Source organism: Acidobacteriota bacterium (genome assembly GCA_012517875.1).
In the GTDB taxonomy this organism is placed as follows: Bacteria; Acidobacteriota; JAAYUB01; order JAAYUB01; family JAAYUB01; genus JAAYUB01.
Genome location: JAAYUB010000014.1, coordinates 1 through 16360, shown reverse-complemented (window position 1 = coordinate 16360; position 16360 = coordinate 1). Strand labels below are relative to the sequence as shown.

Annotated in this window: 13 protein-coding genes; 4 read left to right on the top strand and 9 right to left on the bottom strand. The window is 65.3% G+C overall.

From position 1 onward, the window contains the following. The coding region (locus GX414_01465; GenBank protein NLI45754.1) for a hypothetical protein at window positions 1–231 on the top strand (231 nt) is incomplete at its 5' end. A gap of 20 nt (window positions 232–251) precedes the next feature. Here the strand turns inward: GX414_01465 and GX414_01460 are convergent. Beyond that, window positions 252–1610 (bottom strand): Trk family potassium uptake protein, encoded by a 1359-nt coding sequence (locus tag GX414_01460; GenBank protein ID NLI45753.1) that lies wholly within the window; start codon window positions 1608–1610, stop codon window positions 252–254. Window positions 1611–1801: 191 nt separating this feature from the next. On the opposite strand from GX414_01460, the gene GX414_01455 reads away from it, so the two are divergent. Continuing rightward, the gene (locus tag GX414_01455) at window positions 1802–3583 is read left to right on the top strand and encodes a M3 family oligoendopeptidase (GenBank protein NLI45752.1); all 1782 of its coding nucleotides are present in this window, start codon (window positions 1802–1804) and stop codon (window positions 3581–3583) included. Between the two features lie 378 nt (window positions 3584–3961). On the opposite strand, the gene GX414_01450 is transcribed toward GX414_01455, so the two are convergent. The 3 genes from GX414_01450 to GX414_01440 form a co-directional block, all read right to left on the bottom strand. Next, a complete protein-coding gene (locus tag GX414_01450; GenBank protein ID NLI45751.1) occupies window positions 3962–4123 on the bottom strand; it encodes a hypothetical protein in 162 nt (53 codons plus the stop codon). 114 nt (window positions 4124–4237) lie between these two features. Then, the gene (locus GX414_01445) at window positions 4238–4408 is read right to left on the bottom strand and encodes a hypothetical protein (protein NLI45750.1); all 171 of its coding nucleotides are present in this window, start codon (window positions 4406–4408) and stop codon (window positions 4238–4240) included. Beyond that, entirely contained in the window at window positions 4408–4809 is a 402-nt protein-coding gene (locus GX414_01440; protein ID NLI45749.1) for a hypothetical protein, read from the bottom strand. Before GX414_01440 ends, GX414_01445 begins: the two co-directional genes overlap by 1 nt. A 264-nt stretch (window positions 4810–5073) precedes the next feature. On the opposite strand from GX414_01440, the gene GX414_01435 reads away from it, so the two are divergent. Beyond that, a complete protein-coding gene (locus GX414_01435) occupies window positions 5074–7431 on the top strand; it encodes a DEAD/DEAH box helicase (GenBank protein NLI45748.1) in 2358 nt (785 codons plus the stop codon). Between the two features lie 515 nt (window positions 7432–7946). Here the strand turns inward: GX414_01435 and GX414_01430 are convergent. Genes GX414_01430 through GX414_01420 form a run of 3 tightly spaced genes read right to left on the bottom strand, consistent with a single transcriptional unit; the run spans window position 7947 to window position 12893 of the window. Beyond that, window positions 7947–9869 (bottom strand): protein kinase, encoded by a 1923-nt coding sequence (locus GX414_01430; protein ID NLI45747.1) that lies wholly within the window; start codon window positions 9867–9869, stop codon window positions 7947–7949. A gap of 4 nt (window positions 9870–9873) precedes the next feature. Then, window positions 9874–12309, bottom strand: coding sequence for an ABC transporter substrate-binding protein (locus tag GX414_01425; protein NLI45746.1), 2436 nt, complete (start codon window positions 12307–12309; stop codon window positions 9874–9876). 41 nt (window positions 12310–12350) lie between these two features. Further along, complete coding sequence (locus GX414_01420) at window positions 12351–12893, bottom strand: hypothetical protein (GenBank protein ID NLI45745.1); 543 nt, start codon at window positions 12891–12893, stop codon at window positions 12351–12353. Between the two features lie 169 nt (window positions 12894–13062). On the opposite strand from GX414_01420, the gene GX414_01415 reads away from it, so the two are divergent. Continuing rightward, the gene (locus tag GX414_01415) at window positions 13063–14088 is read left to right on the top strand and encodes a DUF2914 domain-containing protein (protein ID NLI45744.1); all 1026 of its coding nucleotides are present in this window, start codon (window positions 13063–13065) and stop codon (window positions 14086–14088) included. Here GX414_01415 and GX414_01410 read toward each other — a convergent pair. Next, window positions 14063–15394: a hypothetical protein gene (locus tag GX414_01410; protein ID NLI45743.1), complete on the bottom strand. Its 1332-nt coding sequence runs from the start codon at window positions 15392–15394 to the stop codon at window positions 14063–14065. The genes GX414_01415 and GX414_01410 overlap by 26 nt on opposite strands. A gap of 206 nt (window positions 15395–15600) precedes the next feature. After that, on the bottom strand, window positions 15601–16360 hold a 760-nt coding region (locus GX414_01405), incomplete at its 5' end, for a tetratricopeptide repeat protein (protein ID NLI45742.1).

Sequence of the window (16360 nt, the reverse complement as noted above, 5' to 3'; positions counted from 1 at the left end):
TCCAACCTTCCAACCTTCCAACCTTCCAACCTTCCAACCTTCCAACCTTCCAACCTTCCAACCTTCCAACCTTCCAACCTTCCAACCTCTAAACCCCCGATCCGCGATACGCACGTTGAAGACGGGAACGAGACTCGAGCCTCGATTACGATCACGATTAGGAATTACGATCACGATGACGAATCGCGAGCACAAAGGACGGGGACAGGAACGAGTCTCCAGCCTCGCTGACGCCGATCACCTCAGGATAATCACCCGATCATGACGCGTTCTTCGGGGTAGCGGAACTTGCCCTGGCCGTACTTGCGGCCCACCGCGTGGGCGATGGTCAGCGGGCCGATACGCCCGATGAACATCACCGCGCAGAGCAGCAGCTTGCCGAAGGCGGACAACGATGCCGTGATACCCGTGGAGAGCCCCACGGTGCCGAAGGCGGACGTGATCTCGAACAGGTATTCCAGAACCCGGACATTGTGTTGGGTGAACGGCCGCGGGCCGATCTCGACCCAGAGAAAGGCCAGCAGGGACATGATGATGATGAAGGAGGCCAGGATGGTGACCGACAAGGTGCGGGCCACCGCCCGGCTGGAGATGGTCGCCCGGAAGATGTCCACATCCTCGCGGCCCTTGAGCTTGCTCCTGGCCAGGGCGAGCATCACGCCGAGCGACGTTGTCTTGACGCCGCCGCCGGTGGAGCCCGGTGAAGCGCCCACGAACATGAGCAGGATCGTGAACAGCAGGGTGGCGCCGGTGGCCTTTCCGTAATCCACGGTGTTGAAGCCGGCGGTGCGCGGCGTGACCGACTGAAAATAGGAAGCCAGCACCTGTTCGCCCAGCGGGAGGTTCCGGAGCAGGTTGTCGTATTCAAACACGAAGAAGACCACCGTTCCCAGCAGGAGCAGGCCGATAGTCACCGACAACACCAGCTTGGTGTGCAGCGAAAGCTTGTGCCGCTTGCGGCTGCCCACGTGGTGCAGCACCTCGAAGATCACGAAGAAACCCAGACCGCCCAGGATGATCAGTGAGGTGACGGTCAGATTGACGCCCAGATGGCCGCGAAATCGGGTGAGGTTGTCGGCATACAGGCTGAATCCGGCATTGCAGAAGGCCGAGATGGAGTGGAACACAGCGGCAAACATGCCGCCGCCGGGATGGAACAGGTAGAGCAGGACAGCGCCCACCCCCTCGATGAGGAGGGTCGATAGCACGATGATCCGGGTGAGGCCGTAGATGACCGCCTGGGGCTGCGGCATGAAGGACTGCTCCATGATGGTCCGGCCCGACAGCGAGATCTTGCGCCCGGACAGCGTGGCCAATATGACGGCATAGGTCATGATGCCCAATCCGCCGGCCTGGATCAGGCCGAGGATGACCGCCTGGCCGAAGGGGGAAAACTGGGTGCCGGTGTCCACGGTGATCAGGCCGGTGACACAGACGGCGCTCGTGGCGGTGAAGAAGGCGTCCACCCAGCCCACCGGCCCCTTGCCCGCCGCTGCGGGGGTGATCAGCAGCAGGGAGCCCAGCAGCGCCGTGAGCATGAAGCTGGCGGCGATGACCTCCGCCGGATGGCGGTTGACCAGGTTCAGGAATTTGTTGCGGGTGGGGGACATCGGCGGAAATGGTAGTCCACATCGGGCTCGTGGTCAAGTGTCCGTAGCCATGTCGCGTCGGATGACGGAGCGATCGGGCGGGCGACTGGCGGATCGTCCCATAAAGCCCTTGGCCCGAGCGGCCTGGTTCTGGTAGATTGGCGGGGAGACGGCGGCGAGCCGCGCCGGCTGACGACCCGCTGGAGTGAGCCATGGAGCCTGTTGACGACCTGCCGGTGTGGGACCTGTCGGAGCTGTACGCCCGGTCCGACGATCCCCGCCTGGACGACGACTTGGCCCGCGTCGAGTCGCTGGCCGCCGACTTCGAGCGCCGCTTCCGCGGCCGGCTGGGCGAAGCGGACGCAGTGCTCGCGGCCCTGCGGGAGCAGGAGGCGATCTTGGAGCTGTTCGGCCGGGTGCGGGCGTACGCCTACCTCGAGTTCTCCACGAATTCGGCCGATCCCGCCTTCCGGCGCCTGCTGGTCCGGACTGACGAGGTATCGGCCCGCCTGGACGAGCGGATGGTCTTCTTCCGCCTGGAGCTGCTGGCGTTGCCGGAGGGCGTGTTCGACCGGATCGCCGCCGCCCCGGAGCTGGCGGACTACCGCAACTTCCTCCGGCAGATCGCCCGCTACCGGCCCCACCAGCTCGGGGAGAAGGAGGAGATCCTCATCGGCAAGAAGGACATCACCGGCAAGAACGCCTTCGTCCGGCTCTACGACGAGCTGACCACGGCGCTCACCTTCACGGTGACCCTGGACGGACGTCGGCAACGCCTGCCGGGGGCGGCGGCGCGCAACTTGTTCTACCACCCGGAGGCGGCGGTACGGGCGGGGGTGGTGCGCGCCTACTTCGGCCAGTACGCCCGCCACGGGCAGACCATCGCCACCGTCTTCAACAGCCTGGTCCGCGACCACGGCATCGAATGCGAGTTGCGGCGGTTCCCCCACAGCACCGCCCCCACCCACCTGGCCAACCAGGTGGAGGAGCCGACGGTCCGCCTGATGATGGACCGGATCGCCGCCCAGTACGGCCTGGTCCAGGACTACTACCGGCTCAAGGCGCGGATCATGGGCTTGGCGCGCGTGCGCGGTTCCGACCTGTACGCCCCGGTGGGCGAGCCGGTCCGCGACATCCCCTTTGCCCGGGCGCGGACGCTGGTCGTGGACGCCTTCCGCGGCTTCGACGCCGGGCTCGGCGCCCTGGCGGAACGGTTTTTCGAGGAGCGGTGGATTCACGCCCCGGTCCGCCGCCACAAGGGGGGCGGGGCGTACTGCTACGGGCCGGGGCCCGGCACGCACCCGTTCGTGCTGCTCAACTACTCCGGGTCGCTGCGCGACGTGTTCACCATGGCCCACGAGCTGGGCCACGGCCTCCACGACCTGCTGGCCGCCGGGCAGACGTATCTCAATTACCATCCGCCCACGGTGGCCGCCGAGACGGCGTCGGTCTTCGGCGAGATGCTGCTGGCCGCCGCGGTCAAGCGGGAGATCCCCCTGCGCGACCGCCTCATCGGCTTCTACTGCAGCCACCTCGAGGACATCATCGCCACGGTGTTCCGGCAGAACATGTACACGCGGTTCGAGCGGGAGGCCCACGACCGCGTCAACGCGGCGCTGATGTCGTCGGAGGAGCTGTGTTCACTCTGGCGCGAGGAGACACAGCGACTGTACGGCGACGCGGTGGACTTCTCGCCGGTTCAACGGTGGAATTGGGCGGCCATCCCCCACTTCTTTCATTACCGTTTCTACTGCTACGCCTATTCGTTCGGGGAGCTGTTCGTGCTCTGCCTCTACCAGCGATACCTTGAGGAGGGGGCGGCGTTCGTCGAGCGGTACAAGGACATCCTGCGGCGGGGGGGCTCGGCAACACCCTACGAGCTGGCCGCTTCGGTGGGTGAGGATCTCGACAGCCCCGCTTTCTGGGACAAAGGTTTTTGTGCCATCCGCGGCTGGCTGTCGGAGCTGCGCGCCCTGGTGGACGGCGGATCATGACGGGCGCCGGCAGCCCCGCCGCCGCCACGGCATGATCATGCCCGCCTCGCCCCCACCCCCTCGTTCGTACTCGTAATTCGTGATTGTAATCGAGTCTTGAAATTCGTTCACGATCATCGGAAATCGGACCTGGGAGTTGGGTTCCGGTTCCCAGCTCCAAGTATCCACCCGCTGGTCCCAGCCACCTCGTCCCAGCCCAAGGTCCCGGGTCCCAAATCCCAGTAGAATCAGCAATCCCCCAGTAGTCCTTAAGGACCAAGGGATGCAGACTAAATCTAATTAATTGTAAATGAAATATTTAGGATTGCGAAGAATCCGCCGCCGAAGCACACTCCCCACCTTCGCGGGGGGATTCTCCGGTGCGTGCCTGCCGGACCGTCACGACTTCACGTGCAGCACTTCATCCTTGTAGTCGTCCTCCTCGTCATCGGGACGCCGGCGGGCCCGGCGGTCCATGCGGTTGGAGAACAGCAGCACCAGGAACAGCACAAGATAAAAACCGAGGAAAGCCAGAAAAAACGCGATATACACGGTGTTCATCAGACCCCCTGGGGACAACGCAGCTGCGCTCTATTAGATGGACTCTCCGGGATGGAAAAAGTTGCAAAAAGATTCGAGGGTGAGATGGAGAGAAGGGATCCGGTGCGGCAAGGGTCAGAAAGGGAGCTGCCGCATGAGCCAGCCGGCCACCAGGATGGACAAAAAGAAACAGCAGAACGCCTTGATGAAATAGCGGAGACGCTCCCGGCTGTCGCCCCGCTCCACGAACGCGAACACGCCCGAGACCAACAGCGAAAACAGGAATCCGACCACCAGCAGGCCCATCACTTTTTCCTCCCGCTGTGAAGGTCCCAGGCATCCACCAGGACGAGCACGTTCAGGATACCCGCGGTGTACAGGCAGGTGTTGCCGATCTCGTTGGTCAGCGCGGCCCGGAACACGTCGAGGTCGCCTGTACCCAGTTGCAGGATGTAGGCGACGAAGTAGTGGCCGCCGCTGGCGAGCGCACCGAGGAACTTGAACAGGGCGAAGGTCTCGCCGGGCGTATTGGGAAACACGAAGTAGGCGTGCAGGGCCAATCCCAGCCAGAACAAGCCGCCCACCGCGACGCAATTGAGCGCGGCACGGAACCGCTGGCCGAGCAGCAGATGCCCCGCGCCGGGGCAGATCCAGCTGGCGAGCAGCACGGTGGTGAGATTGGCTTTACTGGCGGCTTTCGCGACCATAAGTCGCCATCTTAGAGCCGGGTGCGGCTGCTGTCAAGCACTTGTAAGACTGGAGTTGGGAGATAGGGGTTAGGAGCAAACGATAAACAGTAAACAGTAAACGGTGAACCGGGGAGAGGTGGGAAGGGTACAGATTGTCAGGGGGCTCAGGTGCGCGAGAGGGTGACCCACTCCCATCTCCTGTCTTCTCCTATCTCGTAACTCTGCTTTCCCCGCTGGCGCGAAATCTGGGATAATGGGGCAAACCGCTGCGGGGGTCGCCGCATGATGCATCTGACCGGGGTGATCGCCCAGATTCGACGGTACGCCGAACGCAACCAGGCCATCGCCGCCTGGACGCACATCCCGGCGACGGAAGGCGAGTACGTCCCCCTGCCGCCGGACCTGCATCCGCGCCTGCAGGCGGCGCTGGCGGCCGCCGGGATCACCCGCCTCTACAGCCACCAGGGCGAGGCGCTGCGCCTGGTCAGGGATGGCCGCCACGTGGCGTTGGTCACGCCCACCGCGTCGGGCAAGACCCTGTGCTACAACCTGCCGGTGCTCCAGCGCTGTCTCGAGGACCCCACCGCCCGCGCCTTGTATCTGTTTCCCACCAAGGCGCTCTCGCAGGACCAGCGCGCCGGCCTGCAGGAGCTCATCGACGGCGTGGGCGGCGGCATCCGCACCTTCACCTACGACGGCGACACGCCCACCGACGCGCGGAAGGCGATCCGCGACCTCGGCCACATCGTCATCACCAACCCGGACATGCTCCACCAGGCGGTGCTCCCCCACCACACAAAGTGGGTCAAGCTGTTCGAGAACCTGAAGTACATCGTCGTAGACGAGATCCACACTTACCGCGGCGTGTTTGGCTCCCACGTGGCCAACCTCTTCCGGCGGCTGCGCCGCGTGTGCGCCTTCTACGGCGCCCATCCCCAGTTCATCTGTTGTTCGGCCACCATCGCCAACCCGGGCGAGCTGGCCGAACGGCTCATCGGCGAACCGGTGACGGTGGTGGACCGCAGCGGCGCGCCCGCCGGCGAGAAGCTGCTGGTTTTCTACAACCCGCCGGTGATCAACCCCGACCTCGGCATCCGCCAGAGCTACCTGACCGCCGTGCGCAAGCTGGCGACGCTGCTGCTGCGCCACGGAGTGCCCACCATCGTCTTCGCCCAGAGCCGGCTCAACGTGGAGATCCTGGTCAAGTACCTCAAGGATCAGGTGGAGAACAAACTCAGCCGCCGGGCCACGGTGCGGGGCTACCGCGGCGGCTACCTGCCGCTGGTGCGGCGGGAGATCGAGCAGGGGCTGCGCGACGGCACCATCCTCGGCGTGGTCAGCACCAACGCCCTGGAGCTCGGCATCGACATCGGCACCCTCACCGCCTGCGTCATGGCCGGCTACCCCGGCACCATCGCTTCCACCTGGCAGCAGGCGGGGCGCGCGGGGCGCAAGAGCGACTTGTCGGTGATCATCTTGGTGGGCCGGAGCTTCCCGCTGGACCAGTTCCTGATGAACAATCCGGACTACTTCTTCGGCCGTTCCCCGGAGCACGCCCTGGTCAACCCGGAAAACCTGCTGATCATGCTCAGCCACGTCAAGTGCGCCGCCTTCGAGTTGCCGTTCAAGGACGACGAGTCGTTTGGCGCCGGGCCCGTGACGGATTTCCTCGAGACGCTGGCGGAGGGCGGCCTCGTCCACCACAGCGGCGGCGCCTGGCACTGGATGGCCGACGCCTACCCGGCGGACGGCGTGTCGCTCCGGAACATCGCCGAGGAGAACTTCGTCGTCCTGGACCAGACCGACAACGCCAAGGCCGTCGCCGAGGTGGACTTCGAGACCGCGCCCGAGGTCATCTACGAGGACGCCATTTACATGTGCGAGGGCCGGCAGTATTGGGTGAAAAAGCTGGACTACGCCGCCCGCAAGGCCTACGTGGAACCGAGCCGGGTGGACTACTACACCGACTCCATCGTCTACACCAGCGTTCGGATCCTGGACGAATTCCAGCAGGAGCCGCGCCCCGGCGTACTCCGGGAGCGGGGCGAGGTCCACGTCGTTAAAAACTACGCCGGTTTCAAGAAGATCCGATTCTACACCATGGAGAACCTCGGATTCGGCGACATCAACCTGCCGCAGCATGACCTGCACACCGCCGCCTGCTGGTTTACCGCGCGCCCCGACCGGCTCGCCGCGTTGCCGTACAACCGTCTGGAGGTCATCGACGGCTTCCTGGGGCTGGCCTACGCCCTGCACAATGTCGCCGTGCTCATGCTCATGTGCGACTTCCGCGACCTGGGCCGCAGCATCGGCGACCGTCAGTCGCGCTGGTTCGCCGCGCTGGGCGTCCAGGGGCGCGGGATCTACTCCATGGACGGCCGCGCCGACGAGGGGCTCATCGAGATCGTCGACCGGTTCGAGCCCACCCTGTTTTTCTACGACAGCCACCCCGGCGGCATCGGGCTGAGCGACGAGCTGTACGAACGCCATGAGGAGCTCTTCCGCAAGGGCCGCGCGCTCATCGCCGGCTGCGCGTGCGCCGCGGGGTGCCCCTCCTGCGTCGGACCCATCAACGACCCGGCCTCGAAGACCAAGGCGGTGGCCATCGCAATCCTGGACCTCCTTGCCGGCACGCCGTGAACCCGCCTCGTCCCGCCCGCTCGTACTCGTAATTCGTAATCGTGATCGTAATCGTGCTCGGAAGCGGAAATCCGACTTCGGAAATCGAACCCGGGACCTCGGTTCTGGATCCTGGGTCCTCGGTCCTGAATCTCGGCCCCGAGTGCCTGATTTCAGGACCCAGGTCCCGAGTCCGGGCAAAATCCGGCTTGGCTCCAAACAGCGAATAAAATCCAAGCAATTATCATCAACCAATCAATAACTTCCATTCACCGATTCACCCTTTCACCCATTTACGGCTCGCCAATGACAAATGCAACATGATCAATGACAAATGGAACCGGTCCTTTGTGCCCTTTGTGACTTCGTGGTGAATGTCCGGCTCCCCGGAGTCCGATGACGTTTGCGGGCACGATTACGGTTGCGATTCCGATTACGAGCACAAAGAAACGGGAACGAGCCGCGAGCCTCGATAACAAATTTCGATCGCGATTACGATTTACGAATAAGAAAGGGCACGAGGAACGAAGGCCCGCTTACTCCGCCTGCTTGAGGAAGGCAGCCAGGTCGTCGCGCAGCTCGCCGGCGGTCTGGTGGCGATGAGCCGGGTCCTTGGCCAGGGTGCGGTCGATGACGGACCAGAGCGCCGCCGGGAAAGGCGGGGGCGGCGATGCGACCGGCTGGTAGAGGATGGCGTGCATTACGCCGATGTAATTTTCCGCGGAAAAGGGCGACTGCCCCGTCGCCATCTCGTAAAGCACCAGCCCCAGGGAGAAGATGTCGGTGCGATGGTCGACGAGGTCGCCGCGAAGCTGCTCCGGCGACATGTAGTTCACCGTGCCCATGATGGCGCCCTGCTCGGTCAGGCCGGTCATCGCTGTGGCCTGGAGCTCGTTCGGCCCGGTCCATTTTACCAGGCCGAAGTCGAGGATCTTGGCGCGGCCGGTTTTGGTCACCATGATGTTGGCCGGCTTGATGTCGCGATGGATCATGTTCTGGGAGTGGGCCAGGTCCAGGGCATCGGCCACCTGGATGCCGATCCGGCAGATGGACGCGGGCTCGAAGGGGCCTTCCCGGAGCATGTCGCGGATGGTCATCCCTTCGACGTATTCCATGACGATGAAATCGAGCCCGGCCTCCTGGCCCACCTGGTATATGGTGCAGATGTTCGGATGGTTAAGCACCGAGGCGGAGCGGGCCTCCTTCAGAAACCGCCGACGAATGTCGGAGTTGCCGCTCATCTGGGGCGAGATCACCTTGATGGCCACCTTGCGCTTGAGCTGGGTGTCCTCGGCCATGTACACGCAGCCCATTCCACCCTCGCCGAGCGGGTGCTCGATATGGAACGGCCCGAGGCGGTCCGGCACCCGGGAGGGGAGCGCGTCGACCACCTGGCGGGTCTCCTCGCGGGAGAGCGACACCTGCATGGTGTCGCCCAGCACGTTGCGCTCCTCGCTGTCGCGGCGGGCGATGAACTCGCTGAAGGCGGTGGAGAACAGCGCCGGCGGCGCACCAGGCAGGATGTAGCCGCTTTTCTCAAGCTTCTTGAACAAGTAGGTGAAGGTGGGCGGCACCGGTTCGCCCCGCATCACCTGGCGGCAGATGTTTTTCTCCTCGACGCTGAAGTGGTCCCAGACGTAGTTGAAGTGGGGGATCACTTCCTCAAGGAAGATCTCCAGCACCTGGGCCGGGTCCGCCGTGCCGTCGCCCATGGTCAGCTGTTCGAAGAAGGCACAGCAGGCGATCTGGATGAAGAACGGGAAGTAACCGGACAGCTTCAGGATCGCGTCCGCATGCGGCTCCAGCGGCGCCCCGGCCTCGGCCGAAGGCTGGCTGATGAGTTGGAGCGCCTCGTCGCGGCTGAACACGCTCAGGTTGATGGTGCTGAAGATGTTGAAGAAGGGCGAGTCGGCCACCTTGCTGGTGTGGCACAGCTCCTGCAGGTCACGCTTGGAGCTGGTGATGTAAGCCAAGTCATAGTTGTTGGCCAGCGACCGGAAGAACGAGAAGAACTCCTCGCCGAAGTGCTGGTTCGAGGTGACCACGTCGAACTCGTCGAACAGGATCACGATCTTGCGTCCTTTGCGCTGGAGAGCGGCCACAGCCATGCGGACGCCTTCGAAATCGGGAGTGAGCGCTTCGGAAAAGTCCGCGGCCTGCATCAGCAGCAGGATCAGCTCACGGAAGAACTCCGACAGCGACAGATTCTTCCGTTCCTGCAGGTCCATCTTGACGAAGACGTACGGTGCCGGGGCGTCGAGGTGGCGCGCCTGGACCTCCGGGGAGGCGATGTGGTTGAGCAGGGACGATTTGCCGATCCGGCGCTCGCCCACCACCGACACCGACTGCGGGCGCGCCGCGCCGATGCGCGAGAAAATCCGCGTCACCTCGCGCCGCCGCCCGAAGAAGCGGTGGATGTCGCGGATGGCCACGCGGTCGAGATACGGGTTCTGTTTCATCGTGTCACCGGTTCTGGTTTTCGCCGATGATCTGCCAGGGCGAGTGGTCGCGGTGGATCCACTCGCGGAGCAAATCGATGCGGAATTGGAACTGCCGACCCTTCTTGTTGGCCACCTCGCGGGTGAAAAGCGCCTCCAGGATGGTCTGCACGGTCTGCAGGTCCTGCTGGATGGGGAGCTGCAGCCCGGCGGCGTGCGCGAGCAGGCCCTCGGCGTCCGTGGCCTCGCCGCCCGAGGTGGTCAGACCGTCGGCGAGCAGCGACAGGACCAGCTTCTCGGAGAAACTGAAGCTGTCCCAAAAGTAAAGCATCTGGGGCAGCGGATTCTCGATGAGTTGCACCACCACCGCCGCCAGGTCGTCGGACGTGACGAGGTTGTGGCCCACCTCGTTGAGATGATCCACCACGTTCATGCAGACGGCCTGGGTGTAGAACGGCTGCCCGGCGGTGAGCCGGTAGATGCGTTCAGGGACGCCGTCGGCATGGAAGACCAGCCCCTTGAGCGGCTCGGTGATCAGGCGCAGGGTGTCCCGCTGGGTCAGGAAGCTGATCTTGCGGTAGAGGCTCTTGGCGATCAGATGCTGCCAGTACGGCTTGCGGCGGTCCTCCAGCCGCATGGAGCCGGTCAGGACGAAGCTGAGCTCCGGGTGCCGGTCCAGCAGCGCGGAGAGGCAGTCCACCGTCGATGCGTGCAGCGCGCCCTGGTCGATGAGGGTTTCGAGGATCTCGTACTCGTCGAGCAGGAACACGAATTTGCGGCCGGCGAACCGCCGGATGGCGGCCTCCAGCAGCTCCTCGAAGCTCTCCTGGCCTTTGCCCGCGTCCACCGGCGGCAGCGTGGCGCCGCGCTTGCGCAAACCCTCGGCGACGTCCCGGGCCATCCGGTTGTAGAACGAGACGGTGTCGGGGCAGTTGCCGTAGAGCTGCAGGTCGATGAGCACCGGCAGGACGTCGGGGCCGAGGCGGCCGTTGAGGATCTGGTAAAGGATCGACGTCTTCCCGCTGCGGCGCTCGCCGCAGAGCACGATGCAGACGCCGCTGTCTTCGCGGCGGATATTCTTCAGGATGAAATGGAAGTCGTCCTCCCGGCCGAAGAACATCTCTTTCTCGCGGATGGGATTCCCGACGATGTACGGATTGACCTTGATGGGCTTGAACTCGCGCAGGGCGCGTTCCTGGATCCGCTTGCGGACGGCCCGGCGCACCCGGCCAACCGTCCAGTTGGCGACGAGAAAGAGCAGCAGCAGGCTGGGGATCAGGATCAGAATCCAGCGCCGGTAATCGGAGCGGACGCGCCACTCCTGTGCGGGGACGAATGCGCCGTTGTGGATGGCGATGATCTGGATTTTCTTGACCACGTCGCCGTTGGCCTTGAAGTTGAAGTCGCCGGTGACGCCAGGAAAGTTTTCGGTGGCCGAGATGGCGTCGCGCAGGGCCTCGCGGCGCGGGTCCGGCGTGCGCCGGATCGCCTGGAACAGGATGCAGGCGGCGTCGTAGGCGCGCCCGGCGTGGGGGCCGGCTGCGATCCCGAATCGCCTTTTGTACCGGGCAGCGAACTGGCGCGCCGCGGGCTTGTCCTGGAGGAGGAAGTACGAATCAGTCGCCACCAGACTCTCCACGTCCCGCCAACTGGCGAGGTAACGCTCGGTGACGTCGGGGGCGAAAAGCTGAACCGGCAGCTGCTTCTCCCGGACCAGCTTTGCGAGGCGGATGTTGTCCGGGGTGATGCCAAACAGGCCGAGCGCCTCGATCCCCTGCCGCTGGATCTCCTGCAGTTCGGCGCTGAAGTCCGCCTGATCGCGCCGGAACGGCTGGGCATAGGCGAGCTCGAGGTTGTGCTGCTCGAGGCTGCGGGTAAAATCGGCCATGAGGCCGCGGCCGAAATCATCGTTGTCGTACAGGATGCCGATGCGCCGCAGCGACAGCTCCTCGGTCAGGTACCGACTGAGCTCGGCCATGCGAAAATAGTCGGATTCAATGCAGCGGAATACCCATTTGTTGCCGGTCGCGGTGACCCGCGTCGCCGTGGACGACGAGGTCAGGAGCGGAGTCCGGGCGCGGGCGCACGGCTCCATGATGGCCAGCGTGCACGACGAATTGATGGCGCCCAGCACCGCCACGGCGCCCCCGCGCAGGAGCCGGTCCACGCCGGCGGCGGATTGCAGCGGCTGCCCCTGATCGTCGGCCTCGATGATCTCGACGAGCCGGCCGTGCGCGCCGCCCATCTTGTTGAACTCTTCCGCGGCGAGGCGCACCGCGTTGAGCTGGCCGACTCCGGCGGACTGGTTCGAGCCGGTGAGGGGCCCGATGACGCCGATGCGGATGGGGCCGGGCGGGACCGGGGGGGTGGCGGACAGCGCCGACGCCGCCAGCAGCAGCGCTATCGCCGCCGACCGGAAGAGGGTTATCGCGCGTCGCTTGCAACCAGAGGTGCCGATCATAATGTGCCGGGAGTCTCCCTTGACGAAGTCGGTTGAGTCGTTCACAGGGTGCCCGCTGGGCGGGCCCGGGCCGCCGGGGCTTCGGCCGGCCGGTCCGGCCGCAGCGCGTCGCCGACGACGCGCCGGAGCAGGCCGAAGAGGGTCGGGAATTCCGAGTGGAAGCTGGCCAGTGCGGCGGCGCAAGGCTGCTCTGCGCTGTGGACGTGGGCACCCCGGCCGGCCTGGGCGATGACATATCGTCCCACACCCACCTGGGCCAGCGCGTGGCCGCCCACGCCGACCTGTCCCACAGCCAGCCGTGGGGCCACCGCCACCTGGCCGAACGCCTCGTAGCCGGACACCGACACCTGTCCCAGCGCCAGCAGCAGGCCGAGCGAAATCTGGCCAATGGGGAGCACGCCCACGGCGACCTGTCCCAGGGCGATCACCCCGAAGGCGAAGCGGCCGATGGCGATGATACCGACGGCTCGCCCGGGCGCACCCGTCTGCGGATCGCGGCCCATGACCAGGTGAACCAGCGGCAGGCCGAACAGCCGGAAATCGCTCCGGTATTCGCGTCGCCGGCCTGGCTGTGGTTGCGGCATCGACTGGCCCTTGCGCTGGATTCCACACCCGTTGTCCGGATGGATTATAATCCAGAACCGTTCCGCCGATTCGCGGAATCTTCGTTGGAATCCATGGAAAATTCGCTTCGCCGGAGGCGGCGGTTGCGCTATCTTGGACGCTCGGGCCGACCCGAGCCGGAGACGAGGGATGCATCCGAGGTTCGCCGCCATTCAATCCCGCTTGGAGCCGCACGCGGACAAGCTGTGGTGGCTGCACAGCCTCTACTCGCTCCTGTTGGGCGTGGCGATGATGTGGCTGGGGCGGGTCCGCTTCGACTACGTCCGGCTGGTGGTGATTCATATCGCCTTCATCTGGGCCACCAGCCTGCTTCTGCCCGTGATCCTGCGGCATCCCTGCCTGGCCGGCCCGTGGGGCCACCGCCTGCGGCTGATGGTCAATTGGTTCAATCGCAATTTCTACCAGCAGATCCTTTTCTTCATCCTGCCGCTGTATTGGGCGAGCATGACCCCCGGCTCCGGCAACATCATCTTCGTGGCGGCGCTGGCCGCGTCGGCGGTGCTGTCGACCCTCGACGTGGTATATGACCGCGAGCTGTCGGTGCGCTGGTACTACCTGTCGGCCTTCTTCGCATTCAACCTGTTCGCCAGCATCAACGTGCTGCTGCCGATCTCCTGGAAGATCGGCAACACCACGGCGCTGACGGTGAGCGCCTTGCTGGCGGGGGCCGGCTACGCAACCTTCGTGCTCCGGCTGTCGGGCCTGGCCCGGCGGCAGCGATGGATCCTGGCGGCGCTGGGCACACTGCTGCTGGTGGGACTGCTGGAACTGGGCCGGCCGCTGGTCCCGCCGGCCCCGCTGCGCCTGCAGCAGGCGGTGTTCAGCCTGGGTTTCCGGCCGAACACCCTGCGAAGCGTCGGGCCGGTGACGGAGCTGCCGGCGGACTATACCGGCCGGCTCTATGCGCTGACCGCCGTCGTCGCGCCTCTCGGCCTGGAGGAGAAGGTCAGCCATCGCTGGTACGTGGACGGCGCGGCGATGTTTGCGTCGCGCAATTACGCCATCGCCGGCGGGCGGAAGGACGGGTACCGGCTCTGGACATCCGTGGCCCTGAAGCGGCTGCCGCCGGCGGCCGAGGTCCGGGTGGACGTGGTGACACAGGGCGGGCAGCTCATCGGGCGGGCATCGATCAGATCCCGGCCGGCTGCGCCTTGACGAGTGGGTCTGCCAGACGCCGGGCCCGCAGGCAGGGGGGCATCAGGAACAGAATGTGGGTCAGCCGGCCGGCTGTCACGGCGACGGCCGCCGCCACGGCGCCGGTGGCGCCGCCGAGCCGGATGCCCGCGAACAGTACGACAATGATCCCCACCACCTCGACGGCGGTGGCCCAGGTGATCGCCCGGGTCATCCGGGCATGCACCAGCAGGGCGCGCTGGAACGACAGCAGGACCTCCATCGACGGCATCAGCAGCACGAGTTGGGCGGGCAGCAGGGCGAACGCCGCCAGGTCGGCCGAGAGGCCGGAGACCTTGCCCAGCCACAGGTGCGACAGCGGAGTCAGCACGAGCAGCGCATAGGCACCGCCGGTCGCCACCGCCAGGCGGTTGCCGAAGTCGCGCAAGGCGCGGTAACCCTCTTGCCGCTCGCCGAGGAGGGCGATGGCCGTCTCCTGAAACGAGATGCCGAAGCACCGAAAGATGAACGACGTCACGTGGACCACCGGCCAGACGGCCAATGATTCGATGGCCATCCGGCTCCGGCCCATGAAGAACGTGAGCAGCGGATGCACACCCATGGCCAGAATCGAGGTCATGGCCAGGGGCATGTAGAAGCGGTGGATCTCCCGGTAACCGGGGGCGGACCGGCTGTCGCGGTCGTCCAGCAGCAGTTGGCTCACGATCCGCCGGCTCATCAGGCGGCTGGCGACGGCTTCCATGGTCACGCCCGCCGAGAGCGCCGCCGCCCCCACCCAGGCGCCCGGTACCCCGCCGACGGTGTACAGCGCTACGGCGGTGACCGCCATGGTGGACAGGCGCACCACCGTGCCGTAGGCTACCCGCCGGGTGAGGTTGTGGCGGATCATGATCCCCTGGTAGAACCGCCGGTAGCCGATGGCGCCCGGCCACGGGAGCAGCAGCAGGTAGGCGATGTACACGAGCCGGGCCACCTCGTCCGGCAGCTCCAGCAGCTGGCGGGCGATCAGATCGAACACCGGCGGGATCAGGCCCACGAGCATCACGGCCGTGATGCACCCATTCATGGCGTAGGTGTAGGTGCGCAGGCGGACGAGCGACGTGCGGCCGGTGACTAGGGCGGTGGCGGCGCTCATGATCATGATGATGGGCGCCTCGATGATCAGGGCGAACGAGAAGGCCACGCCATAGGCCGCCAGGTTGTACTTGGGATCGGCGAGCCGGGCGATCACCGCCGCGAGGAACGGACCCTCCAGCGCCATCATGAGCCAGGTGGCGGCCAGGGGGACCCAGAAGCCGGTGATCTTGCGGAGGTCCAGTGCGGCCATGATCCGTTACCGGCGTGCAGCATAACAATTCCCGGCGGTCAACTCAAGGACGGACTCCGCCGGGCCTCGGATCGTCCGAAAGCTCCGGTTCGGCCGTCGCGCATGGGGGAATCCGGCGCACGCGCTCGGCGCCGGCCAGCCCTAAAAAGCCGCGGCCGGTTCCGTGGAACCGGCCGCAGGCGGAAACCGGGCAATGCGGGCGCGCGCTACTTGCCGAGCACCTTCAAGTACTCGGGGAGCAGCCGGCTGATGTCCGCGTAGGCGTTGGCGTTCTGGATGCTGAACTTGTACTTCTGGTCGCCCACCTGGAACGAGAACTCGTCCCCCTTGGCGAACTGGACGTTTTTCAACGAGCGGATGGGCACGTTGAACGCGTGTTTGGCCTCGTTTGTCTCGTACTTCAGATTGTCGGCGCTGAACACGAGAAAGCCGTTGCAGCCGCCGATGAAATGCTTGTGCTCCACGGCGATGGACCGGTTGATCAGGACGGCGAACGATTTGTGCACCTCCATCTCCCGGATGATGCCCTGGAGCTTGTCCACCGAGTAGCCGGGGACGCCGCCGAGATCGATGACCTTGCGCAGGTGGGTGATGGCCTGGTCATAGTTCCGGTCGGACTGGGCCAGGATGCCCAGGTTCAAGTGGGCCAGCGCGTAGTCGGGTTTGAGCTGGATGGCCTTCCGGAAATTCTCCTGGGCCTTGGGGATGTTCTTCAACTCGAGATAGGACGCGCCGATGTGGAAATACGCGTCAGCCTGGCGGGGATCGATGGCCACCGACTGGGTCAACTGGTCGATGGCGCTCTGGTAATTGCCCGCCTTGTAATCGCCGATGCCCGCGGTGAGCAGCGACCGCGCGCGGGCCTGAAGTTGCTGCTGCTGGTTCTCGCGATCCTGCTGCTGTCGGCGGGCCTGGGCGTCGGCCATCTTCTGGACGACGCGGTCGATCCGGCTCTCGATCTGTCGG